General features: G+C 67.8%; 22 protein-coding genes and 1 tRNA gene. 10 read left to right on the plus strand and 13 right to left on the minus strand.

The annotated features are described in order from the left end of the window. Positions 1–222: 222 nt before the first annotated feature. On the minus strand, positions 223–399 hold the full coding sequence (locus AC3WLD_RS00005) for a hypothetical protein (protein WP_492554856.1): 177 nt from the start codon (positions 397–399) through the stop codon (positions 223–225). A 642-nt stretch (positions 400–1041) separates the two neighbouring features. Then, on the minus strand, positions 1042–1992 hold the full coding sequence (locus AC3WLD_RS00010) for a hypothetical protein (RefSeq protein ID WP_492554857.1): 951 nt from the start codon (positions 1990–1992) through the stop codon (positions 1042–1044). A gap of 274 nt (positions 1993–2266) precedes the next feature. Here AC3WLD_RS00010 and AC3WLD_RS00015 point away from each other — a divergent pair, with 274 nt between their 5' ends. Next, the gene (locus AC3WLD_RS00015) at positions 2267–3196 is read left to right on the plus strand and encodes an alpha/beta hydrolase (protein ID WP_492554858.1); all 930 of its coding nucleotides are present in this window, start codon (positions 2267–2269) and stop codon (positions 3194–3196) included. A 39-nt stretch (positions 3197–3235) separates the two neighbouring features. Further along, positions 3236–3667, plus strand: a complete 432-nt coding sequence (locus tag AC3WLD_RS00020) for a DUF3592 domain-containing protein (RefSeq protein WP_492554859.1) — start codon at positions 3236–3238, stop codon at positions 3665–3667. A gap of 6 nt (positions 3668–3673) precedes the next feature. On the opposite strand, the gene AC3WLD_RS00025 is transcribed toward AC3WLD_RS00020, so the two are convergent. The 4 genes from AC3WLD_RS00025 to AC3WLD_RS00040 form a co-directional block, all read right to left on the minus strand. Then, on the minus strand, positions 3674–4564 hold the full coding sequence (locus AC3WLD_RS00025; RefSeq protein WP_492554860.1) for an iron-containing redox enzyme family protein: 891 nt from the start codon (positions 4562–4564) through the stop codon (positions 3674–3676). 295 nt (positions 4565–4859) lie between these two features. Next, a complete protein-coding gene (gene uvrC / locus AC3WLD_RS00030) occupies positions 4860–6794 on the minus strand; it encodes an excinuclease ABC subunit UvrC (RefSeq protein WP_492554861.1) in 1935 nt (644 codons plus the stop codon). Between the two features lie 7 nt (positions 6795–6801). Next, positions 6802–7065 (minus strand): Txe/YoeB family addiction module toxin, encoded by a 264-nt coding sequence (locus AC3WLD_RS00035; RefSeq protein WP_492554862.1) that lies wholly within the window; start codon positions 7063–7065, stop codon positions 6802–6804. After that, on the minus strand, positions 7062–7316 hold the full coding sequence (locus tag AC3WLD_RS00040) for a type II toxin-antitoxin system Phd/YefM family antitoxin (protein ID WP_492554863.1): 255 nt from the start codon (positions 7314–7316) through the stop codon (positions 7062–7064). Before AC3WLD_RS00040 ends, AC3WLD_RS00035 begins: the two co-directional genes overlap by 4 nt. A gap of 99 nt (positions 7317–7415) precedes the next feature. Here AC3WLD_RS00040 and AC3WLD_RS00045 point away from each other — a divergent pair, with 99 nt between their 5' ends. Then, positions 7416–8930 (plus strand): WS/DGAT/MGAT family O-acyltransferase, encoded by a 1515-nt coding sequence (locus AC3WLD_RS00045; protein WP_492554864.1) that lies wholly within the window; start codon positions 7416–7418, stop codon positions 8928–8930. Continuing rightward, entirely contained in the window at positions 8927–9724 is a 798-nt protein-coding gene (locus AC3WLD_RS00050; protein WP_492554865.1) for an esterase/lipase family protein, read from the plus strand. Before AC3WLD_RS00045 ends, AC3WLD_RS00050 begins: the two co-directional genes overlap by 4 nt. 18 nt (positions 9725–9742) lie before the next feature. Here AC3WLD_RS00050 and AC3WLD_RS00055 read toward each other — a convergent pair whose 3' ends face one another. Further along, positions 9743–10249: a hypothetical protein gene (locus AC3WLD_RS00055; protein WP_492554866.1), complete on the minus strand. Its 507-nt coding sequence runs from the start codon at positions 10247–10249 to the stop codon at positions 9743–9745. Positions 10250–10322: 73 nt separating this feature from the next. Then, positions 10323–12824, minus strand: a complete 2502-nt coding sequence (locus AC3WLD_RS00060; protein ID WP_492554867.1) for a TonB-dependent receptor — start codon at positions 12822–12824, stop codon at positions 10323–10325. A gap of 194 nt (positions 12825–13018) precedes the next feature. On the opposite strand from AC3WLD_RS00060, the gene infA reads away from it, so the two are divergent. The 6 genes from infA (at position 13019) to modA (ending at position 16032) form a co-directional block, all read left to right on the plus strand. Then, entirely contained in the window at positions 13019–13264 is a 246-nt protein-coding gene (gene infA / locus AC3WLD_RS00065; protein ID WP_189540329.1) for a translation initiation factor IF-1, read from the plus strand. Continuing rightward, entirely contained in the window at positions 13261–13872 is a 612-nt protein-coding gene (locus AC3WLD_RS00070; RefSeq protein WP_492554868.1) for a Maf family protein, read from the plus strand. The genes infA and AC3WLD_RS00070 overlap by 4 nt, the downstream gene beginning before the upstream one ends. Next, entirely contained in the window at positions 13865–14851 is a 987-nt protein-coding gene (locus AC3WLD_RS00075; protein WP_492554869.1) for a ribonuclease E/G, read from the plus strand. Before AC3WLD_RS00070 ends, AC3WLD_RS00075 begins: the two co-directional genes overlap by 8 nt. Beyond that, on the plus strand, positions 14848–15015 hold the full coding sequence (yacG, locus tag AC3WLD_RS00080; protein ID WP_492554870.1) for a DNA gyrase inhibitor YacG: 168 nt from the start codon (positions 14848–14850) through the stop codon (positions 15013–15015). Before AC3WLD_RS00075 ends, yacG begins: the two co-directional genes overlap by 4 nt. An 87-nt stretch (positions 15016–15102) precedes the next feature. After that, positions 15103–15178 (plus strand) — tRNA-Phe (locus AC3WLD_RS00085). A 74-nt stretch (positions 15179–15252) separates the two neighbouring features. Next, complete coding sequence (modA, locus tag AC3WLD_RS00090; RefSeq protein ID WP_492554871.1) at positions 15253–16032, plus strand: molybdate ABC transporter substrate-binding protein; 780 nt, start codon at positions 15253–15255, stop codon at positions 16030–16032. On the opposite strand, the gene AC3WLD_RS00095 is transcribed toward modA, so the two are convergent. The 5 genes from AC3WLD_RS00095 to AC3WLD_RS00115 form a co-directional block, all read right to left on the minus strand. After that, a complete protein-coding gene (locus AC3WLD_RS00095; RefSeq protein WP_492554872.1) occupies positions 16029–17045 on the minus strand; it encodes an ACP S-malonyltransferase in 1017 nt (338 codons plus the stop codon). The two genes, modA and AC3WLD_RS00095, sit on opposite strands and share 4 nt — an antisense overlap. Next, entirely contained in the window at positions 17038–19242 is a 2205-nt protein-coding gene (locus tag AC3WLD_RS00100) for a thiamine pyrophosphate-dependent enzyme (RefSeq protein WP_492554873.1), read from the minus strand. Before AC3WLD_RS00100 ends, AC3WLD_RS00095 begins: the two co-directional genes overlap by 8 nt. A gap of 72 nt (positions 19243–19314) precedes the next feature. After that, a complete protein-coding gene (locus AC3WLD_RS00105; RefSeq protein WP_492554874.1) occupies positions 19315–20211 on the minus strand; it encodes a carbon-nitrogen hydrolase family protein in 897 nt (298 codons plus the stop codon). Next, entirely contained in the window at positions 20205–20792 is a 588-nt protein-coding gene (locus AC3WLD_RS00110; protein WP_492554875.1) for a GNAT family N-acetyltransferase, read from the minus strand. The genes AC3WLD_RS00105 and AC3WLD_RS00110 overlap by 7 nt, the downstream gene beginning before the upstream one ends. Next, positions 20789–21211, minus strand: a complete 423-nt coding sequence (locus tag AC3WLD_RS00115) for a ketosteroid isomerase-related protein (protein WP_492554876.1) — start codon at positions 21209–21211, stop codon at positions 20789–20791. Before AC3WLD_RS00115 ends, AC3WLD_RS00110 begins: the two co-directional genes overlap by 4 nt. Between the last annotated feature and the right edge of the window lie 100 nt (positions 21212–21311).

Consider the following 21311-nt stretch of genomic DNA (forward strand, 5'->3'; position numbering starts at 1 on the left):
CATCTCCGCCTCCGCTCGATACGGGGGCCATTGAATCAAATCACCCCCTCAAAGACGAGGGTTTTTCGAGGCGTCCATCTTCCTGGCCTTTCTCGCGGTCACCGGGCTTTATTCGGCCTATCAGATCCAGCAGGCCTCCGACATCGTCGGCAAGGCCAATGCCGAGGTCCGGCGATACCAGGCCGAGCAGGCGCAGAGCGAGCAGGACTCCGACGATGAGATCTACGACGCAGCGGTCGATCCGTTGTCCAAACCGGAGCGCGAGAGCGACGTCGACGGCAGCGCGGGGTAGTAAACCGACGCTATAAGCAGATGCTCGTTGAGCTCCTGTTGACCGGCGACGCTGAAATGCTCGCCGAAAAGAAGGTCCTCATGGGAAATTTGCGCAACGGGCAGCACGGCGTCGTCCCGCGCTGGTGCTCCTCGCGATGATCATCAAGCGGCCGAGTTTACATGGGGATTCGACACAGACGTCTCGCTGCTTAAGCTTTGTCTGCCATATATCTCTTTCGCGTGTCTATTATTGCGAACAAAGTTTGCGCCAACCTATAGAAAGTATATAAAATTTCAAAAAATACGAGAACTGTGATTGTCTGAACAATTGTAGCCAAAAAATTGTGCAAAAAGTAAATTTTCCAGAAAGATTGCATATTGACGAAAGAAAATATACCTAACGTTAACCAAAATATCGATATGCCACATAAGAAAATCAGGAATAAACAAAATACAGATAAAGCAATGAAGTATTTCTGTCTAACTTCAGAATTATGGTAAAGTTTTACTAGAGTGGCTAAATCCTGTTGATCGCTTTCAGATGAAGATCTCGGCAGGTCCCTATTGCTGTGCATATGATCGGAAAAAAGACTTGTAAAGGAAAATCCAGCGAGAACCGAAACGATCACTGATAAAGCGGACAACGCACTGTCACCTAGCCCCTTTGGCCCAAGAGCTATGATTATACTCACAAGCGCAGCTACAAGTAATCTTAATCGATGACTTTCGCCATCGCATTTGTAGCCAGCATATACGACTTTAATGTGGCTAAGCTGGTTGAGCATTATGCAGCATCGGAATAATATATTCTCTCATTATCCTGACCATCTCGGCCGAGACTTCTCGATGATCTGCGTCGCCGTGCACGCCGACCTGAACCCTTAAGGGGAATCGCGTGGAATTAGGATTATCACCTAAAAAATAAACGGTATTATATTTCCCGTTTCTTCTGACTATTGCAGAACAACCGACGATTTCATCGGCATCGAGTTCGATGAGCTCACCCCGGCCGACTATTTCTGCCAATGCAGCCTTTCTCTGCTGATCATCGCCGCGCACCCGCCGCACTTCATTAGCGACGCGATCCTCGAATCCCTCTCCAAATTCAGACTTCTTGATTGCAATTTCACCCGTCGATCCAAAAAGTGCGCGCTCTTCTGGTCGCCTCGGCCGCTTTCGGTAAGTTAGCTTAATCGAAACCGGATCGCCATCACCAAGCTCAGTCTCGACGCTTTTTAGGGTCTTTGAAGCGACGCGATAATTTCCGCGCAAATGGTGAGCGAGACAGGACCTGAGGCCGTCGAAATCACCGAATTGACCATGATATGTTACGCCAACCACAATCTTACCGTCTCTAAGCCTGGTTATTAGATAATGAAATCTTCTCATATTTAGACTATTTGGATCAATGTCTCCAAGGAGATTATTTCTTATCCTTTGGCCGTAGTATGCCCCTTCAAAATCGCCAAAAAATAAACCTGGCGCGATCTCATCAAACCTTAGAAAGTTCATATTTGTGCCAAGCTTGATTTGCTGAACTATCTCCTCATCCAAATCGTTCAAAGGAGCAGTATCTCTAAGCCGAGCTACGACCCGGAGAAATTCGGCTTCTGTGAATCCTTCCTCGATCCGGCCATCTGGGTCGTCCTCGCTAGGTAGAGACTTAACTAAATAATTGAAGGCCACAGCAATCTGCTTGTTTTTGTGCTTCTTCGCCATTCTCAGCTTCCAACCATCGGTCGATGAGAAAGTTAAAACCAAGTTTTGGCTCACAGGCAAGCCGGTTCAATCATTTTCTGTGTAGTGTGGCGCTCACTCTCCGCGCGGCCCGTACCCCGAGATTCGCAGATCCCTAATCTTCTCCAGCAACTCGTCATCTATGCCGCGCTATCTGCGAAGGGATATGCTCCCCCACACATCTCGCGACAATTCGCGACTCCCCTCCCCCTCTCCGCCCGCCTACCCTGCGCGCCAGGTCACGGGAGACTTGCACATGAGGAAAGCCCTGATTGCCGCCGCTGCGCTTGCCGCGCTGGTGTCCGCCTCGCTGGTCGAGGCGCGGCCGGGTGGGCGGCTGCGCGAGCGGATGGCGAAGCGGTTCGAGGAGAAGGCGGCCACGCCCGCGCCCGGGGCGACCAGTATCGCCTATGGCCGCGATCCGCTGCAGGTGCTCGATCTCTGGTCGGGCGTGACCATCGACATCGCTCCGAAGCCGCTCGCCCCGCTGATCGTGTTCGTCCACGGCGGCGGGTGGAAGCGGGGGAGCAAGGACAATGCGACCGGGCAGGCCAAGCCCGTCCATTTCGCGAACGCGGGCTATGCCTTTGCCTCGATCAACTATCGCCTCGTCCCCGATCACACGGTGGAGGAGCAGGCGGCGGACGTCGCCGCGGCGGTGGCGGCGCTGCGGGCGCGGGCGGGTTCGCTCGGCCTCGATCCCGACCGGATCGTGCTGATGGGGCACAGCGCGGGGGCGCACCTCGTCGCGCTGGTGGGGACCGATCCGCAGTATCTCGACGCCGCCGGGGTGCCGCGCTCGGCGATCCGCGGGGTCGTGCCGATCGACGGCGCAGCCTATGACGTGGCGGCGCAGATGGCCGATGCCGGGCGGTTCATGGCTGACACCTATCGCCAGGCCTTCGGCACCGATCCGCAGCGGCAGCGGGCGCTCTCGCCCACGTTGCACGCGGGCGGGTGGGACGCGCCGCGCTTCCTCCTGCTCCACGTCCAGCGCGAGGACGGGGTGGCGCAGGCCAAGGGGCTTGGCGCGGCGCTGACCAAGGCGGGCGCGGCGGTGGAGGACGGCAGCTTCCCCGGCACCGGCCTGCGCGGCCATGCCGAAATCAACCGCCGGCTGGGCGAGGCCGACTACCCCGCCACCGCGCTGGTCGACCGCTGGCTCGCCGCGACGTTCGCACGATAGCGCTGGTCTCACCTCCGATTTGCCCATATCCTGCGGTTCGTGGACAGGGTGGATCTGCTCGAAACGATCTTTCTGGCGATACCGTGGCTGGGTGTCGCCGGGTTTCTCGCGATCACGTTCGCGGTCTGGCGCCGCCATCGCCGCTGGGCCGATGCGCCCAAGACCCGCGTCATGGCGGAGATCGCGCGGGTCGACGAGCAGCGCGATCCCGATGACGGATCGGTGAGCTATACCGCAGTCTACCGGTTCCGCACCGCCGCCGGCCAGTGGATCGAAGCGCCCGAGCTGGGTTCGGGCATTGGCCGCCCGACCGTCGGCGCGACCCTCCCGGTGTGGTACGATCAGGGCGATCCGACGCAGGTCTCCAGCCGCGAGGGCGGGATGACCACCCTTGGCTGGGTCGTGCTGGGGCTGTTCAACCTCGGCGCGGTCGCCCTGGCGTGGTGGGCCAACAGCCTGGTCGATTTCTAGCCGGCGTCAGTCCATCACCGCATCACGATAGCGCTCGAAGCAGCGTTCGCCGCAGCGCAGGCGCATCAGCGCGCCTTCGGCCATCGCGGTGGCCCGGCGCGGGTCTTCCTCGACCAGCGGGCGCAGCGCCTCGCGGTTCCAGTCCTCGCTGTGCTTGACGTCGAGGACCGCGTGGAGCGCGAAGTAGCGGCGCTCGCGTTCCGACAGGCCGATGCGGGCGAGCCCCCGCGCGACGCAGGCCGAGCGGCCCGGCGCGGTCAGCTCGATCACGCCGAGCGCGCCGACGCTGTGCCAGGCGTAGCGGCGGGTCGTGGCGAACGCGGTCATGGCGTTGGCGAGCGCGAGGCTTTCCCACACGGTGGTCTCGATTCTCGGGTCGAGATCCAGCGTCTCGACCAGCCCGCTCAGCATCGGGCCGTGCATGCCCTTTACGTTGCCGCGGCCCATCTCGTCCCAGTAGTTGCGGGCAAGCTCCATCTTGGCGCGGGTCGGCAGCTTGACCTGGGTCAGCGCGACGAGATCGTCGAACCCGGCCTCGCCCGCGGCTTCCTGCTGGAGGAACCAGCGCAGCTCGTCACGCGTGGCGGTTTCGGCGAGCCAGGGGAACAGCGGGTCGCCCTGCCCGGGGCCGACGTCCTTAAGGTTCTCGAACCACGCGACGAAGCCGTCGGGATCGGTCGGCACGTCGGCCGCCTCGTCGATGACCTCGGCGCGCAGTTCCTCGATGAACGCGCCTTCGAGGCGGAGCATCGCGGTGTCCCGGTCGAGCGTGGCGCGCCAGTCATCCCCGGGGAACGCCGGCGCGAGACGTCGTCGGTTCCATTCCGCGAGGTGCTGCTGGAAGTCGTCATTGCAAAACTGCGATCGCGGCGCGACCGCACGGGGATTGGTGGCCATGAGAGAAAAATCCGTGCGAAATGAGGTTCTTGGGCAAGAGAACCCGTGGGAGCACGGAAGGGTCCCGCGGTCCGGGATCGTCCCGCCACGGCCTGTCCTGCAAACACTTCGTCATCCTGAACTTGTTTGTGCTCCGCACGCCCGCGGCTCCAGGTTCCCGCTTGGTTGTTCCTCCGGAGTGCTCTGGATGAGCAGCCTCCCGGTTTGCGTGCGGCACTGCGCTTCGGAGGAGGACGACAGGCGACCCTGAAACGAGTTCAGGGTGACGATGTTCATTGTCGGAAGGGAGGCGCCCTCATCCGTTCGGATGGTAGAAGTCATATACCGCCTGCGCCACGCCCGCGCTGACGCCGGGGGCGCGCTGGAGGTCTTCGAGCGCCGCCGCCCGCACCTTGCCCGCGGTGCCGAAGTGGAGCAGGAGCGCGCGTTTCCGCGCCGGGCCGATGCCGGGGATCTCGTCGAGCGGGCTCGCGGTGATGGCGCGGCTGCGCTTGTCGCGGTGGGCACCGATGGCGAAGCGATGGACTTCGTCGCGCAGGGTCTGGAGGTGGAACAGCACCGGCGAGTTCACCGGCAGGGTCTTTTCCCGCCCGTCGGGGAAGTGGAACACCTCGCGCCCCTCGCGGCCGTGGTGCGGACCCTTGGCGATGGCGATCAGGGGCACGTCCTCGATCCCAAGTTCCTCGAGCGTCTCGCGCACCGCGCTCATCTGGCCCTTGCCTCCGTCGATCAGGACGAGGTCGGGCCAGGTGCCAGACTGGCGGTCGGGGTCTTCCTCCTGCGCCCGGCCGAAGCGGCGAGTCATGACCTCGCGCATCATCCCGAAGTCGTCATTGGTCTGGGCCGACTTGATGTTCCACTTGCGGTACTGGCCCTTCTGGAACCCCTCCGGCCCGGCGACGATCATCGCGCCGAGCGCGTTGGTGCCCTGGATGTGGCTGTTGTCGTAGACCTCGACCCGCTGCGGCACGTCGCCGAGTTCGAGGAATTCGGCGAGTTCGCGGTAGATCTTCGCCTTGGTCCCGCTTTCGGCCATGCGCCGGTCGAGCGCTTCGGTGGCGTTGCGGCTGGCCTGTTCGATCAGGCGGCGGCGGTCGCCACGCTGGGGGACGCTGATTTCGACCTTGCCGCCCGCGCTTTCGCAAAGCGCCTCGGCCAGCAGCGCGGCCTCGGCCATCTGCCGGTCGACGAGGATGAGGCGCGGCGGGGGCACGTCTTCATAGAACTGGGCGAGGAAGGCGACGAGCACCTCGTCTTCGGAAAGGCCTTCGGTGTGCGCGGGGAAGAACGCGCGGTGGCCCCAGTTCTGGCCGCCGCGGATGAAGAACGCCTGGATCGCGACCTGGCCATTGCGGCAGGCCATGGCGAAGACGTCGGCGTTGCCCACCCCTTCGGCGTTGATCGCCTGGCTGCCCTGGATAAAGGTCGCGGCGCGCAGCCGGTCGCGCAGCATCGCCGCGCGCTCGAAGTCGAGTTCTTCGGCGGCGCGCTGCATCTGCGCCTCGATCTCCTTCTGCACCGCGCCCGACTTGCCGCCGAGGAAGTCCTTGGCCTGCCGCACCAGCTCGCCATAGGCGGCCTCGTCGATCCGCCCGACGCAGGGGGCCGAGCAGCGGCGGATCTGGTAAAGCAGGCACGGCCGGTCGCGGCGGGAGAAGAACCCGTCGTTGCAGCTCCGCAGCAGGAACAGCTTCTGCAGCGCGTTGATCGTGGTGTTGACGCTGCCGGCGCTGGCGAACGGGCCGTAGTAGTTGCCCTTCGCCCGCCGCGCGCCCCGGTGCTTGCTGATCCGCGGGAAGGCATGGTCGGCGCGCAGGAAGATGAACGGGAAGGACTTATCGTCGCGCAGCAGCACGTTGTAGGGCGGGCGATAGCGCTTGATCAGCTGCGCCTCGAGCAGCAGCGCCTCGGCCTCGCTGTTGGTGGTGACGATGGTCATGCTGCGCGTCTGCGCGACCATCCGCCGCAGCCGGTTGGAGAGCCGGTCGACCTGGACGTAGTTCGCCACCCGGTTCTTCAGCGCCCGCGCCTTGCCGACGTAAAGCACATCGCCCTTCGCATCGTGCATCCGGTAGACGCCGGGCTTGGGCTTCAGGGTGCGGACGACCTCGCGGATCGCGGCGATGCCGGCCTCGATGTCGGGCTGGCTGCCCTTGACGGTATAGGTCGCCCGCTCCTCGTGGAAGCGTTCGGCGGCAGCAGGGGTATCGGGACGGCCGGCGCGGGACATGGTTTGCTCAATAGTGGTAGCGGCACTGGGCGATTTCCAGCGCCTGACCGTCTCCGGTTCCGGTAAGCCGATAGACCAGCCGGTGCTCGCGGTCGATCCGGCGCGACCACCAGCCCTTGAGATTGCCGCGCAGGGGTTCGGGCTTTCCGGTGCCTTCAAACGGATGGCGCATGCATTCGCGGAGCAGGCCGTTGAGCCGGTCGAGAACTTTTGCGTCACCCTGCCACGAGAGGTAGTCTTCCCAGGCATTGGCGTGAAACACCAGTTTCACGGAGCGAGCAGCTCCCGCTCCTCACCCTTGCCCTGATCGAGCTCGCCGATCGCGCGAAGCAGCCGCTCGGCATTACGCGGCGAGGACAGCAGATGCAGCGTTTCCTCAATCGCTTCCCACTCGCTTTCGGACACCATCACGACGCCTTCGGCCTTCTGGCGCGTCACTTTGACCGGCGCGCGCGATGCCACGACGCGGTCGAGCACCGCCTTTAGGTTGGCCCGGGTGGAAGAGAAGGTTTCGACGTGCATCAGCACCAGATGTACAATGATATGTACAAAGTCAAGGCGAGATTGACCGCCCTCGCGCTTGTGCTACTCCTTGGAACATAACAGGGGAGAGGCCCGCAGATGCGCCAGCTTCAGGGCATGGACGCCAGCTTCGTTGCGCTGGAAACGCGCAACTCGCCGATGCACATCGGGTCCATCCTGATCTACAACCCCGCGACCGCGCCCGGCGGGTTCGTCCGCTTCAAGGACATCCTGCGTTTCTTCGAGAGCCGCATGCAGCTGTCCCGCACGATGCGCCAGCGGCTGGTGCGCGTGCCGTTCGACCTCGACTATCCCTACTGGATCGAGGATCCCGACTTCGACCTTGAATACCACGTCCGCCACGTCGCCCTGCCCCGGCCCGGCGACTGGCGGCAGCTGTGCATCCAGGCGGCGCGGATCTTCGCCCGCCCGCTCGACCTCACCCGCCCGCCTTGGGAGTTCACCGTGGTCGAGGGGCTCGACAATGTCCCCGGCGTCACCCCCGGCAGCTATGCGATTGTGACGAAGGTCCACCACGCGGCGATCGACGGGATGAGCGGGATCGACCTCATGGAGGCGCTCCACACGCTCGACCCCCACGCCGCAGCGCCGCAGCAGCCCGACACCTGGCAGCCCGAGGAAGTCCCGAACGTTGCCACCCTGCTCGGCAAGTCGTGGCTCAACAACATCATGAACCCCGCCCGCCAGCTCGAGGTCGCGGCGCGCGCGGTCCCCGGCATCGCCAAGGCGATCAAGGGGCTCGCCGCGAAGGAGTTCAGGCTCCACGGCGAGATGATCGCGCCCAAGACCCGGCTCAACGGGGTGATCGGCTCGGCCCGGGTGGTCGAGGGCCGCTCGTTCGCGCTGGCCGACATCAAGGCGATCCGCGAGCTTGCGCCGGGGTGCAAGGTCAACGACGTCTTCCTGGCCGTGATCGGCGGGGCGCTGCGCAAGTACCTCAAGGCGCATGACGACCTGCCGGCAAGCACGCTCACCGCGATGGCCCCGATCTCGGTCCGTGCCAAGGACGAGAAGGGCGACATGGGCAACCAGGTCGCGGCGATGATCGCCCCGCTCGGCACGCATATCGAGGATCCGGTCGAGCGGCTGCGCTACGTCCACTCGCAGACCACCAACTCCAAGGCGATGACCGACGCCATCGGCGCGCGCAACATGACCGAGATGAGCAAGGTCAGCCCGGCGCTGTTCATGGCGCTGGGGGCGCAGCTCTACACCCGGATGGGCCTGGCCGACCGGGTCCGCGCGCCGTTCAACACGGTCGTGACCAACGTGCCCGGCCCGCCCGTCCCGATCTATTCGAGCGGGGCGCGGCTCGAGAGCATGATGGGCCTGCTCTGCCTCACCGACGGCATGGGCGTGGGCCACGTCGTGCAGTCGTACTGCAAGGAAGCGACCATCGCGTTTACCGCCTGCCGGAAACTTTTGCCCGATCCGGACTTTTACGTGCAGTGCCTGGAAGAAAGCTTCGCCGAACTGCGCGAGGCTGCCCGGGCCGCCCAACCAGCGGGGGCCGAAGCCCCGCCCGCCACGAAACAACCCGCGAAGCGCGCCGCCAAGCCCGCCGCACGAACCCGGAAAGTCGCAACCTCATGACCACCGCCACTGCCGCGCCCGCCCAGCGCGAAGCCCGTCCGCCCAACCGCCTGCTTGCGCTCGCCGAAGGGCGCGCGCTGCTCGAACTCGCCGCGTTCGTCGCGACGAGCCCGCTGCTCGCCGCCCTGCCGCGCGGTGACGGGCACCCGGTGCTGGTCCTCCCCGGCTTCCTCGCCTCGGACAGCTCGACCGCGCCCTTGCGCAAGCTGCTGGGCAAGCTCGGCTATGATGCGCACGGCTGGGAGATGGGCCGCAACGTCCGCGTCGATCTCCAGCGGGTCCGCGAGATGGAGCAGCGCCTGCTCGATATCCATGCGCAGAGCGGCCGCAAGGTCTCGATCGTCGGCTGGAGCCTGGGCGGGGTGTTCGCCCGCGAACTCGCCAAGATGCACCCCGACAAGGTCCGCCAGGTGATCTCGCTCGGCAGCCCGATCCACGACGACCGCCGCCACACCAACGCCAGCCGGCTGTTCGAATTCCTCAACGGCAAGGATCCGGAGCCGGTACGCAACGGCCAGTTCACCGCCCTCGACAAGGCCCCGCCGGTGCCGACGACCTCGGTCCTCACCCGCACCGACGGCATCGTCCACTGGCGCGGTTCGGTCCAGAAGCCGGACGCGGGCAACCCGCACACCGAAAACGTCGTGGTCCACGCCAGCCACTGCGGGCTGGGGGTCAATCCCAGCGTGATGGTCGTGCTGGCGGATCGTCTGCGCCAGCCGGAAGGCGAATGGACCCCGTTCCGGCCGAGCCTCGCCCAACGCTGGATGTTCCCGCCGCAGCGGGTGCATTGAGCACGACGTCGGGACGGATCAGCGCGCAGCCTCGATCAGCAACTGCGCGATAGTCTGCGCGCCGCTGGCAATTTCTCCGTCGAGGTCGGGCGCATCGAAGAACGCGTCCATCTGTTCCTCGGGGGACTTGCCGAGGTCAGCTGCGTAAGCGGCATACGTCTCGTCATAGGCACGTTGGCCCGCCGCCTCGTCCAGCGGCGTGTCGAGCGCATCCAACTGAGCGAATTCGCGGTCGATTTGCGTCTGCACGCCAATGAGCGATTTCTTGGCCTCGGCAAGTTTTCCCGCCAGTTCGGGGTCCTTCCTGGCAAAGGAGGGAAGCCCTGCCTCCAGAAGTTCAAGCTGAACGCGCAGCTTGGCTTGCTCGACCCGTCCGCCGACATAGACCGCCTGCAGCGCGGTCTCACCGCCGAGCTTCGCGGAAAGCTCCTCGTACGTGTCCAGCAATTTCGCCCGATCCGCCCGTGCAGGCGATGCCAGCAACGCTCCGGCAAACAAGGCGATCGTGAACGTCGATTTACGCATATGTCCTTGCCCTCCAGATACTTGGTATGTGCCGGGAGGGTGACACGGGCAAGGATCAGACGATCCAATACGGTCAGAACTGCTTCCTGAACTCGATCTCGAACACCCGCCCGCGCGGGTCGAGGTAGCCCGGCTGGTAGCGCAGCGGGACCACGCCATTCGCATCCGTCACCCGCTGCTGCGCATCGAACACGTTGTCGACTTTGAACGACAGGCGGCTGCCCTTGAGGAACGGCACGGCCTTTGTCACCGGATCCATCCGGCCGAGATCGGCGAACAGGCGCAGGTCGAAGGTGGCGATGGGCGCGAAGTTCAGCTGGCTCGATCCGGCGAGCCCGGTGCCGTTGACGTGGGTGCCGCCGGTGTAGCTGCCGTTGAAACGCAGGCCGAAGCCGCGGTAGAACGCCCCGCCCTCCAGCTCCAGCGCGTGGCGCGCGACCCCGCCACCCGAAAGCGCATCGCCGTCGAGCAGGTCGAGCCTTGGCCCGCCCGGCGCGATCAGCACCGACTCCTCGAAGCGGATGGTGTGATAGAGCGCGAGGTTCCAGCGGCCTCGGCCATCGCCGCCCCCGCCCATGCCGCCACCGCCGCGGCCCATGCCGCCACGACCGCCACCGCCACGCGGACCGCCGCCCCCGCCGCCGCGCCCCATCCCGGCCATCGGCCCGCGCCCCGCATTGGGATCGGGCTTGCCGAACGAGCCGCCGACGTTGAAGCCATAGCGCAGCCGGTTGCTCTGCTCCTCGGCGAAGGTCACCGCGCGCTGGTCGATCGAGACCAGCCGGCCGCTCGCATCGCGCACCACCCGGCCGGGGTATGCCGCCTCGATCGCCGGGGTCAGCAGCGGGAAGCCGTTGGTCGTGTCATAGCTGCGGTTGCGGAAGTATTCGGCGACGAAGCGCGAATTCCTCAGGAACGGCAGCTCCCAGTTGACGGCGAACTTCCAGTCGCGCTGGCGCTCCTTCTCGAGCAGCGGGTTGCCGCCCGAGATCAGGTTGACCAGCACGGTCTCGCCGCGGGTGAAGTCATAGACCGAGACCGCGGGCGTCACGATCGTCGGCGCGCCGAGGTCGGACAGGCCGGGCGCGGCCTCGCTCGCGATGTAGCTCGCCTGCAGGGTCAGCTTCTCGGTCGGCGACCAGGTCAGCCCGGCGCCATATCCCTTCAGCGTGCCGAAGTCCGAGAGGTGGTTCAGGTCGGCATTGAGGTTGAGGCTGATGTCTCCCACGCCAGCACCGAAGCCCTCGCGCCGGCTGGTCACCGGCAGGTCGAGGCTGAACCCGGCGCTGGCATCGCCGCGCTTGAGATCGGTGGTGACGCCGGGGTTGCGGGTGTCCTCGCTCGACAGGCCCGACCAGTCGAACCCGGCCTTGAGAGTCAGCGAAGCCTCCCCGCCGGGCAGGCGGAACGGGCGGCCGACCAGCGTGGCGAGGCTGTTGACGCGGTCGGTGTTGGTGCTCGCCCGGTCCGCGCCCGGGCGGATGAGCGCGGGCAGCGCGCCGCTCGCCAGAAGCGTCCCCGCATCGACCTGCGCCTGCAGCGCGGAGAAATCCGCGCGGCGGTCGATCGTGCTGTCGCTCTCGGAATGGCTGTAGTCGGCGGTGGCGGTGAGGTTCCATTCGCCAAGCGGCTTGTTGAGCGTCGCCCCGGCCTGCGCGGTGGTGGTGCGGGTGAAGCGCGACAGCGGGTCGCCGCCCAGCGTGCGGTAGAAGGCCGTGCCGTCCGGCGCGACGAGCGTCCCGGCGTCGAGCCCGAAGAGCGAGCGGCTGTCGCTGCGATTGACCGCGCCGTTGAGGCTCAGTTGCGCGCCGCCACCGATGCTTTTGGCCCAGGTCGCGTTGAACCCGGCGGACTTCGCGTCGGCGATCAGCGTGCGGTACTGCGCCGGATCGGGGTCGCCGGCGACCACCGTCGCCCCAGACTGCGGCTGGATGATGCCGCGCTCCGCCTCGGTCAGCGGGCTGGTGTCCGATAGCGTGCCGGTAAGGTTGAGCCGCGAGGCCTTGTCGATCTTGGCGAGCGAGACCTCGAGCTCGCTCTCGGAAAAGCCGCCCGAGCCCGGCAGGCGGTGCTCGCCCTCCACCGTGACGCTCTGGAAATTGTCCTTGAGGATGAAGTTCACCACCCGCTGGTCGGCGCGGTAGCCGTACTTGAGCGCGACCTCCTCGGGCAGGACCTCGACCTTGCGGATTGCCTCGGGCGGCAGGTTGCGCAGTTCGCGGAAGCCCGAGACGCGCTGGCCGTTGAGCAGCACCACCGGCTGGCCATCGCCGCGCCCGCGGCCCGAGCCGGTCTGCGGGGCGATCGCGGCGAGCAGGTCCTGCAGCGAACCCGCGCCGAGCGCGGCGATGTCGGCCTCGTCGAAAGTCGCGACCGGCGGCTGCTCGCTGTCGACCGCGCCGCGAATCCGTTCGGCGACGACGAGGATCTCGCCGGGCATGGCCTCGTCTTCGGGCAGGGCTTCCCCATCGGCAACCGGAGCCGGAACTGCCGGTGCGGTAGCCTCCTGCGCCGCGGCGGGCAGGGCAAAGGCGATGGCAAGAAGCGAAGCCGCGGGGGCAAGGGTACGGGTCATCCAGAAATCCATCCATGGCGCGGACGCCCGCTTCCGGGCCTGCTCCGCCAATACTCAAATCCCCTGCCGCCTAACGCCCCACCTGCCCGGCGGGTCCGTCCCGGCCCATCCGCAAAGGGTAACAAATTGTCGCCGCGCAGCAGTTTTGTTCCAAGGCTTCCCTTTTGGAACCAGCGCCGCTATGGCGCGCCGCAATGGCGAAAGAAGAACTCCTTGAGATGCGCGGGCAGGTGGTGGAACTCCTGCCGAATGCGATGTTCCGCGTCCGCCTCGAAAACGATCACGAGATCCTCGGCCACACCGCCGGCAAGATGCGCAAGAACCGCATCCGCGTGCTGGTCGGCGACGAGGTCTTGGTGGAACTGACCCCCTACGACCTGACCAAGGGGCGGATCACTTATCGCTTCATGCCCGGCCGCGGCGGCCCCGGGCAGTATTGAGCGACCCGGGCGTGACCGCGCCCGCCACTCCCCCGCTTCACCTCGTCCTCGCCTCGGCGAGCCCGCGTCGGCGCGACCTGCTCGCACGGCTGGGGGCGACGCCTGACGCGGTCCTCGCCGCCGACATCGACGAATCGCCGCGCAAGGGTGAACTCCCGCGCCAGCATGCCGTGAGGCTCGCCGCCGAAAAGGCGCGGGCGACGGCGGCGCTGTCGCCGGGCTCGGTCGTGCTCGCCGGGGACACCGTGGTCGGCGTCGGCCGCCGCATCCTCCCCAAGGCCGAGGACGAAGCCACCGCCCGCCAGTGTCTCTCGCTGCTCTCCGGCCGCCGCCACCGGGTCTATTCGGCGGTCGCGGTGCTCACGCCGGACGGCAGGCTGCGCGAGGCGCTGTCGGAGACGATCCTGCGCTTCAAGCACCTCTCCAACGCCGAGATCGAGGGTTACGTCGCTAGCGACGAATGGCAAGGGAAGGCCGGCGGCTACGCCATCCAGGGCCGCGCCGAGGCGTTCTGTGCGTGGCTTTCGGGGAGCCATTCGGGCGTGATGGGCCTCCCCCTGTTCGAAACCCGCCGCCTGCTCCTCGCCGCCGGGGTGCCGCTTGGCTGAGTGGCTGGTCGAGGAAGGGATCGGCGAAACCCGCGCGATCCTGCTGGACCGGGGCGCCATCCGCGCCGCCCGGATCGACTGGGGCGAGGGGCTGAAGGCCGGCCTTGTCGCCGAGGCACGGCTGGTATCGAAAGCCGCGGGCAGCCGGCGCGGCACCGTCCGCCTTGCCGATGGCAGCGAAGCACTGGTCGACGCGCTGCCCCCCGCTGCCATCGAAGGCGCGGCCCTCACCGTCCGCGTCACCCGCGCCGCGATTGCCGAAAAGGGCCGCACCAAGCTCGCCCAGTGCCGCGTCACCGATGACGCGCCCCGCCCCGCCCCGACACTGGCCGAGGAGCTGCGCGCCACCGGCGCGAAAGTGCGAGAGGTCCGCATCGCCGCCGGCGCGTTCGACGAGGCCGGGTGGGACGAACTGGTCGAGGAGGCGCTGTCCGGCACGGTCAGCTTCTCCGGCGGCTCGCTCACCATCAGCCCGACCCCGGCGATGACCCTGATCGACGTCGACGGCGCGCTCCCGCCCAGGCAGCTTGCGCTGGCGGCCGTCCCGGCCATCGCCGCCATCCTGCCCCGACTCGATCTCGCTGGATCGGTCGGGATCGACTTTCCCAGCATCGAGGCCAAGGCGGACCGGCAGGCCGTGGACACCGCCCTCGCCGCCGCCCTGTCCGGCTGGCGCGGCGAGCGCACCGCGATGAACGGGTTCGGCTTCGTCCAGCTCGTCTCGCGGCTCGAGCGGCCCTCGCTCGTCGCGCAGTTCGCCCGCCGTCCCGCGGCGGCGGCGGCGCGGATGCTGCTGCGCCGCGCCGAGCGGGTGCGCGAACCCGGCGCGATCCTCCTCACCGCCCATCCCGCCGTGCGCAGCGCGATGCGGCCGGAGTGGGAAGCCGAGCTCGCCCGCCGCTCCGGGCGGATGATCCGCTGGAACGAAGACGCCGCGCTTGCCCTTTCCGGCGGCTTCGCGCAGGCGACAGCGCCATGACCACGCCTCCCGTTCGCAAGTGCCCGCTGTGCGGCAAGCCCCGCTCTGCCGAGCACACCCCGTTCTGCTCGACCCGCTGCCGCGACCGCGATCTCGTCAGGTGGCTCGACGATGGCTACGCCATTCCCGGCAAGCCCGCTGCGGGCGACGAGGACGAGGACTAGATTCAGGCTGGACAAGCAGGGCCAACCTCGCCATAGGCGCGCTTCCCGCGTCCGCCGGGCCTTTCAGGGGCCCGCCGCCGAGACGATGCCCGGGTAGCTCAGTTGGTAGAGCAGCGGATTGAAAATCCGCGTGTCGGTGGTTCGAATCCGCCCCCGGGCACCATTTTTCCCATCCTCCGGTGCCGCGTTATCCGCCGCGATTGACCGCGATCATGCGGTGCTGCATCCACCCGGCCCATGCGCCACTGGAAAGTCTGGGCGGGCGTTCTCGCCGCCGCCATTATCGCGTTTGTCGTGCTCAACAGCGTTCGCCCCTCGCCGCCCGCGCCGGGCCCGATCGTGCTCGCCGCGTCGAGCGTGCAGGAAGCGATGGAAGAGGCGGCGGATGCCTGGGCGGCCAAGGGGCACCCGCGCCCGGTACTGTCGTTCGCCGCGACTTCGGCGCTGGCCCGGCAGGTCGAGGCGGGGGCGGCGGCGGACCTGTTCGTTTCGGCCGACATCGAATGGATGGACACGCTCGACAAGGCCGGACTGCTGCGCGCCGGGAGCCGGACGGATTTCCTCTCGAACACGCTCGTGCTAGTCGCCGCGAAAGACAATGCGGCGGCGCTGGCGGTGCAGCCGGGGTTCGACCTGGCGGGGGCGCTAGGGACGGGGCGGCTGGCGCTCGCCGATCCGGATTCGGTGCCGGCGGGCAAGTATGCCAAGGCCGCGCTCGCCCGGCTCGGCGCGTGGGACGCCGTCAAGGGCCGCATTGCCGCAGGCGAGAACGTCCGCGCCGCGCTGGCGCTGGTCGAGCGCGGGCAGGCGCCGCTCGGGGTGGTCTATGCGACCGATGCGAAGGCTTCCGGCAAGGTGCGCGTGGTCGCCACCTTCCCCGCGGACAGCCATCCGCCGATCACCTACCCGCTGGCGATCCTGGCGCGGTCGGCCTCGCCCGACGCGGCGGGCTTCCGCGACTTCCTGCTGTCGGCCGAGGGCAAGGCGATTTTCGCCCGCCACGGTTTCGGGACCTAGCGCACCACCAGCGCCCGCTGGCCCGGCCGGCCCATCGCGATCAGCAGCGGGTCGGCCTCCTGCCGCGCGGTGAACGCCGCCTTGTCCTCGATGCCCTGCCAGCGCAGCGCCACCAGCACCTGCCCGATCGCCCCGCCCAGCGTCTCGCCGGGGCCGAGGAGGACGATGCGTTCGGGTGCGAACTCGCGGATCGCGACGGTCATGGCGGCGGTGAAATCGTAAGGCGTGAGGATCTGCGCGCCGAAAGTGTAGTCCCACAATTCGTCGCTGCGGGTCTCGTGCCGCCACCACGCCTTGCCGCGCCCGTCGATCAACGGCAGCTGCGGCTGTCCGAACCAGTCCGCCGGCAGTCCGGCGCGCGCGGCATCGGCGCTCGCCTGCATCAGCGGGGAGTGGAACGGGCCGTTGCCGGGGAGGCGCAGCGGCGGACGGGGCAGCGCGGGGAGGTCGCCCGCCAGCGCATCGAGCGCGGCCTCGCTTCCCGCCACCACCAGCATCCCGCCGAGCCGGATCGAGGGTAGCACGCCGTGCCGCGCCATCGCCGCTTCGACCGCTTGCAGCAGCGCCGGATCGACCCGCCAGTCGTCGCCCGCGAGCACCAGCACCGCCTGCCCGCCGGGGGCATGGGCCTGCGAGTTCACGCCCATCGCGTCGGCGATCCGGAACGCCTCGTCAGCCCCGACCGCCCCGGCGCAGGCGAGCGCGGTGTACCAGCCCATCGAGTTGCCGGTGACGGCAACGACCTCGAACCGCTCGCGGTCCAGCGCAAGGTAATCGAGGTAGGCGCAGGCGTGGATCAGCGGCGCGGCGACGTCGCCGCGTGCATGAAGTGCTGGGTCGAACTTCGCCATGCCGTCGAGTTCACTCAGCGTCGGCTTGCCCGCCCCGGCCCGCAGCGCGTCGAACCGCGACAGTCCCTCCGACCCCGCATGGTGCCGCGCGAGGTAGCCGAGTTCGGGGGCGTTGTAAGTGCCCCGGCCCGGGCACACGACGAGGACTTTCTCCTTACCCACGGACCAGCTCCAGCGCCCGGGCGACAATCCCGTCGCGGCTCGGCAGGGTGTGGGTGGCAGCGCGGGCGAGCGGGATGAAGCTGTCGTCGGCGGCGATGCGCGCCACGTTCCGGCCCGGATCACGTTCGCCATAAAGCGCCATCAGCGCCTCGCTCTGGGAGCCCGTCACCCGGCATTCGTCGACGATCAGCACCGCAGCGCAGTCACGAGTGGCCGCAAGCAGCGCATCCTCCGCCAGCGGGGCGAGCCAGCGCAGGTCGATGCAGCGGGCGCGCACGCCCTGCTGTGCCAGCAACTTTTCCGCCTGCCGCGACAGGTAATGCCCGTTGCCGTAGCTGACGAGCGCGAGGTCGCGCCCGTCGCCGTGCACGCCGATCTGGCCGAGGCGGATCTCCTCGCTGCCGGGCTCGGGATAGAGGTGCGTCCAGCCGCCATCCCCCGCATCGTGGAGGTCACGGGTCATGTAGAGCGCGATCGGCTCGACCAGCACGACCACGCGCTGCTCCTCGCGCGCCAGCCGCACACATTCGCGCAGCATCAGCACCGCATCGCGCCCGTTCGAGGGCACGGCGAGGATCACGCCGGGAATGTCGCGGAAGACGGCGAGGCTGTTGTCGTTGTGGAAGTGCCCGCCGAAGCCCTTCTGGTACGGCAGGCCGGCGATGCGGATGACCATCGGGTTGGTGAACTGGCCGTTCGAGAAGAACGACAGCGTCGCCGCCTCGCCGCGGATCTGGTCTTCGGCGTTGTGGACATAGGCGAGGAACTGGATCTCGGGGATCGGCAGCAGGGCGTTGTGTGCCGCGCCGATGGCGAGGCCGAGGATCGCCTGTTCGTCGAGCAGGGTGTTGACCACCCGCGCCGCGCCGAAGCGCTGGTGGAGCTTGGCGGTGCAGGCGTAGACTCCGCCCTTGGGCCCGACGTCCTCGCCCGCGACGAAGGCATTGGGGTTTTCGAGCAGCACGTCGGCCAGCGCCCACGACACCAGCTTCGCCATGTGCTGCGGCTTTTCCATCTGCGCCGCGTCGTCGGCGAACAGCGCCTTGCGCCGCGCCGGATCGACCCGCGATGCTGGGCGGTCGAGCTTCGGCGGGACGATGCTCGCCATCACCGCTGCGGAATCGGGCAGCTTGGGCCGGGCAATCGCGAGTTCCGCCTGGCGGGCGAGCGTCTCGCCGATGCCCTCGTAAAGTTCGCGGACCTCGGAGGGTGACATCACCCCTTCTTCGGCCAGCAAAGCCACGCCGGCGAGCAGCGGATCGCGGGCCTCGTCGCGGGCGATCTCGGCCTTGGAGAGATAGGTGCCCTGCACGTCGTTGCCGGCGTGGCCATAGAGCCGCACCGTCTTCATGTGGAGGAACACCGGTTTCTTCTCAGCCCTTGCAAACGCCGCCGCCTCGGCCGCGCCGCGATAGGCGTCGGCCATGTCGCAGCCGTCGCAGGCGATGTAGTGCAGGCCCGCGCGGGTGGAGAAGTTCGCCTCGATCCAGCCCGGCGGGGTGCGGGTGGAAATGCCGATGCCGTTGTCCTCGCACAGGAACACCAGCGGCAGCGGGGTGCCCTGGAACGCCGCCCACGCCGCGGTGTTGAACGCCCCCAGCGCGGTCGAGTGGTTGGCCGAGGCGTCGCCGAAGCTCGCCAGCACGACCCCGTCCTGCGCCAGTGCGCCTTCCACCCCGATCCGCCGGGCGATGCCGATGGAAAACGCCGCGCCGACCGCCTTGGGCAGGTGGCTGGCGATGGTCGAGGTCTGCGGCGGGATCATCAGCCGCTTCGAGCCGAGCACCTTGTGCCGTCCGCCGGAAATGGGGTCTTCGGCCGATGCGGTGAACGACAGCAGCATGTCCCACATCGGGTTCTCGCCCGGCACGCGGCCCGCGCGGTGGACCTGGAACGCGGCGTCGCGGTAGTGGAGGAAGGCGATGTCGTCGGCCCGCAGCGCCTCGGCCAGCGCGGCGTTGCCTTCGTGGCCCGAGCTGCCGATCGTGTAGAAGCCCTCGCCCCGCGCCTGGAGCTTGCGCGAGAGCCGGTCGAGCTGGCGGCTGGTGATCTGCGAGCGCAGCAGCGCGGCGGCGCGGTCGGGCGCAAGGCCGACGTCGGCGAGGCCGAGGTTCGAGGCGCGGCGCGGCAAGCCCCCGGACTTTGCAGCGTCCAGCGCGGCGAGAAATTGCTGGTGGACCTGTTCGGCGGCATCCATCGAAATTGCCCGTTCCTCTGCGGCTGACCCCTGCCCGGCTCCTATCCGCAGGCGGTTACGCTTGCAACCAACCTAACGCAGCTCGACAACCTCCACCGCCGGCAACGCCGCTGCGCCCGGCTGTTCGCTCCAGTGCCGGCTGTTGAGCACGCCGCCGTCGCGGCGCAGCTCCGCGACCCGGTCCGTGTCGATCTCCGCGAGCACCCACTGCGCCCGGTCGAGTTCGCCCAGCGCGACCACGCCGTCTTCGGGCAAGCCCCGGTCGGGCGGGCCATAGACCGCCGCCGCTCCGCGGTTGACGTCGACCGCGGGCGACCACTCCGCCTCGCCCACCGTCGGGCTGTGGACGGCGTAGCACTGCCCTTCCAGGGCCCGCGCCTGCGCCCCGATCCGCACCCGCCAGTAGCCGTGGAGCGCGTCGGTGCACGACGGCACCAGCAGCACCTCCGCCCCCGCCTCGACCTGGGCGCGGGCGAGCAGGGGGAACTCGCTGTCGTAGCAGATGCTCACCGCGAGCCGGCCGAGCGCGGTGTCGAATACCTTGAGCCCCGCACCCGCCGAAACGCCCCATTGCTCGCGCTCGAACCGGGTCATCACCAGCTTGTCCTGCGTGCCCGACCTGCCACCCGGCGCGAACAGCCGTGCGGCGTTGCGGTAGCGCCCGTCCGGATCAAGGCGCGGCGCGCTCGCGGCGAGGATGTGGAGCCCGCTCTCCGCCGCCAGCCGGGCGTGCAGCGCATCGACCCGCGGCAGCAGCGAAGCGACGAAGGCGAGCGAGCCGGCGAGGTCGCCCGCGCTGGCGGGATCGAGCGAGGCGAGCTCCATCGCGCCGTATTCGGGAAACACCGCCAGCGCCGCACCGGCGGCCGCAGCCTCGCCCACCCAGCGCGACAGCTTCGCCTCATAGGCCGCCCAGTCGGCCAGCCGCTCGATCGGGTACTGCGCGGCGGCGACGGTGAAGCTCACCATTGGCGGAGCCAGTACTGCATCGGCTTGGGGCTTTCGCCCGCTTCGCCGTGTTCCTTCCATGCCAGCTCGGTCACGACGCCCGCGACGGGTGCATAGCCGCGCTTCGTCCAGAACGCATCGAGCGGCCGGTAGCCTGCGGGCCGCGCCGGGTGGTCCTCCGGCCGCACCACGGCGGCAAAGCACACCGCATTCGCCCCGCCCGCGCGGGCCGCCGCCTCGCGGTGGTCGAAGAACGCGTGGCCGATGCCATGGCCGCGGTACTCGGGAAGCAGGACGCTTTCCCCGAAATAGAACAGCCGCCGGGCGTCCAGCCCGCGCGCCGTGAACGGGGCCTGGAACTCGGCCTTCTGCGCCGCCATCGGCGAGGCGGTTGCCGCGCCGACGATCCGCGCGCCGTCGAACGCAGCGACGATCACCGACCCGGGCTCGTCCGCGAACTCGCGGATATAGTCGGCCTCATAGGCGAGGTCGCCGTCGTAGAGGTAGGGAAACGCCGCGAAGACCGCGATCCGCAGCGCGGCGAGGTCACCCAGCGCCGCGGCCACTTCCGCGCCGGTCAGGGTGCGGACCGCAATGCTCACCCGCCGACCTGCGCGGTCCAGTCCGCGAGGTTGTAGTACACCGTCACGCGGCGGATCAGCCCGCCCGCGATCTCGAAGAACGCGCCGGCGGGCAGGACATAGGTCTGGCCCGAGGCCTCGGGCAGGCCCTCGTCCGTGACGAGATATTCGCCGTGGACGACGAATTCGGCCGAGGCGCGGGTGCCGTCCTCGCTGGCCATCAGCACGATGCCCTCCAGCCGCTCGCGGTAGCAGCGGTCCATGTGGGCGAGGAAATCGCGGAACGCCGCCTTGCCATCCTGCCGCGCCCCCTGGTTGATGTCGTGGACGACGTCCTCGGCGAGGCAGTCGAGCATGCCTTGCGGGTCGCCGGCATTGAACGCGGCATAGTAGCGGGCGAGGACGGCGATCGCGTCTGTGCGGGCGGCAGGGCTGCTCATGCGCGGGTCCTAGCGCAGGGAGCCCGCGCACGGAACACCCCCGCGCCCGCAATTGCGCTTTTGCGCGGTTTCGCCTAATGGCCGGGAGAACGCCCCGGCA

It is taken from the genome of Novosphingobium sp. FW305-C-111, assembly GCF_058783565.1.

What these genes read in the sequence shown, in the direction of transcription:
- AC3WLD_RS00010 (WP_492554857.1), bottom strand. Translation starts at nt 1,992, where the DNA reads ATGGCGAAGAAGCACAAAAACAAGCAGATTGCTGTGGCCTTCAATTAT.
- AC3WLD_RS00015 (WP_492554858.1), top strand. Translation starts at nt 2,267, where the DNA reads ATGAGGAAAGCCCTGATTGCCGCCGCTGCGCTTGCCGCGCTGGTGTCC.
- AC3WLD_RS00025 (WP_492554860.1), bottom strand. Translation starts at nt 4,564, where the DNA reads ATGGCCACCAATCCCCGTGCGGTCGCGCCGCGATCGCAGTTTTGCAAT.
- uvrC (WP_492554861.1), bottom strand. Translation starts at nt 6,794, where the DNA reads ATGTCCCGCGCCGGCCGTCCCGATACCCCTGCTGCCGCCGAACGCTTC.
- AC3WLD_RS00040 (WP_492554863.1), bottom strand. Translation starts at nt 7,316, where the DNA reads ATGCACGTCGAAACCTTCTCTTCCACCCGGGCCAACCTAAAGGCGGTG.
- AC3WLD_RS00045 (WP_492554864.1), top strand. Translation starts at nt 7,416, where the DNA reads ATGCGCCAGCTTCAGGGCATGGACGCCAGCTTCGTTGCGCTGGAAACG.
- AC3WLD_RS00050 (WP_492554865.1), top strand. Translation starts at nt 8,927, where the DNA reads ATGACCACCGCCACTGCCGCGCCCGCCCAGCGCGAAGCCCGTCCGCCC.
- AC3WLD_RS00055 (WP_492554866.1), bottom strand. Translation starts at nt 10,249, where the DNA reads ATGCGTAAATCGACGTTCACGATCGCCTTGTTTGCCGGAGCGTTGCTG.
- AC3WLD_RS00060 (WP_492554867.1), bottom strand. Translation starts at nt 12,824, where the DNA reads ATGACCCGTACCCTTGCCCCCGCGGCTTCGCTTCTTGCCATCGCCTTT.
- infA (WP_189540329.1), top strand. Translation starts at nt 13,019, where the DNA reads ATGGCGAAAGAAGAACTCCTTGAGATGCGCGGGCAGGTGGTGGAACTC.
- yacG (WP_492554870.1), top strand. Translation starts at nt 14,848, where the DNA reads ATGACCACGCCTCCCGTTCGCAAGTGCCCGCTGTGCGGCAAGCCCCGC.
- modA (WP_492554871.1), top strand. Translation starts at nt 15,253, where the DNA reads ATGCGCCACTGGAAAGTCTGGGCGGGCGTTCTCGCCGCCGCCATTATC.
- AC3WLD_RS00100 (WP_492554873.1), bottom strand. Translation starts at nt 19,242, where the DNA reads ATGGATGCCGCCGAACAGGTCCACCAGCAATTTCTCGCCGCGCTGGAC.
- AC3WLD_RS00105 (WP_492554874.1), bottom strand. Translation starts at nt 20,211, where the DNA reads ATGGTGAGCTTCACCGTCGCCGCCGCGCAGTACCCGATCGAGCGGCTG.
- AC3WLD_RS00115 (WP_492554876.1), bottom strand. Translation starts at nt 21,211, where the DNA reads ATGAGCAGCCCTGCCGCCCGCACAGACGCGATCGCCGTCCTCGCCCGC.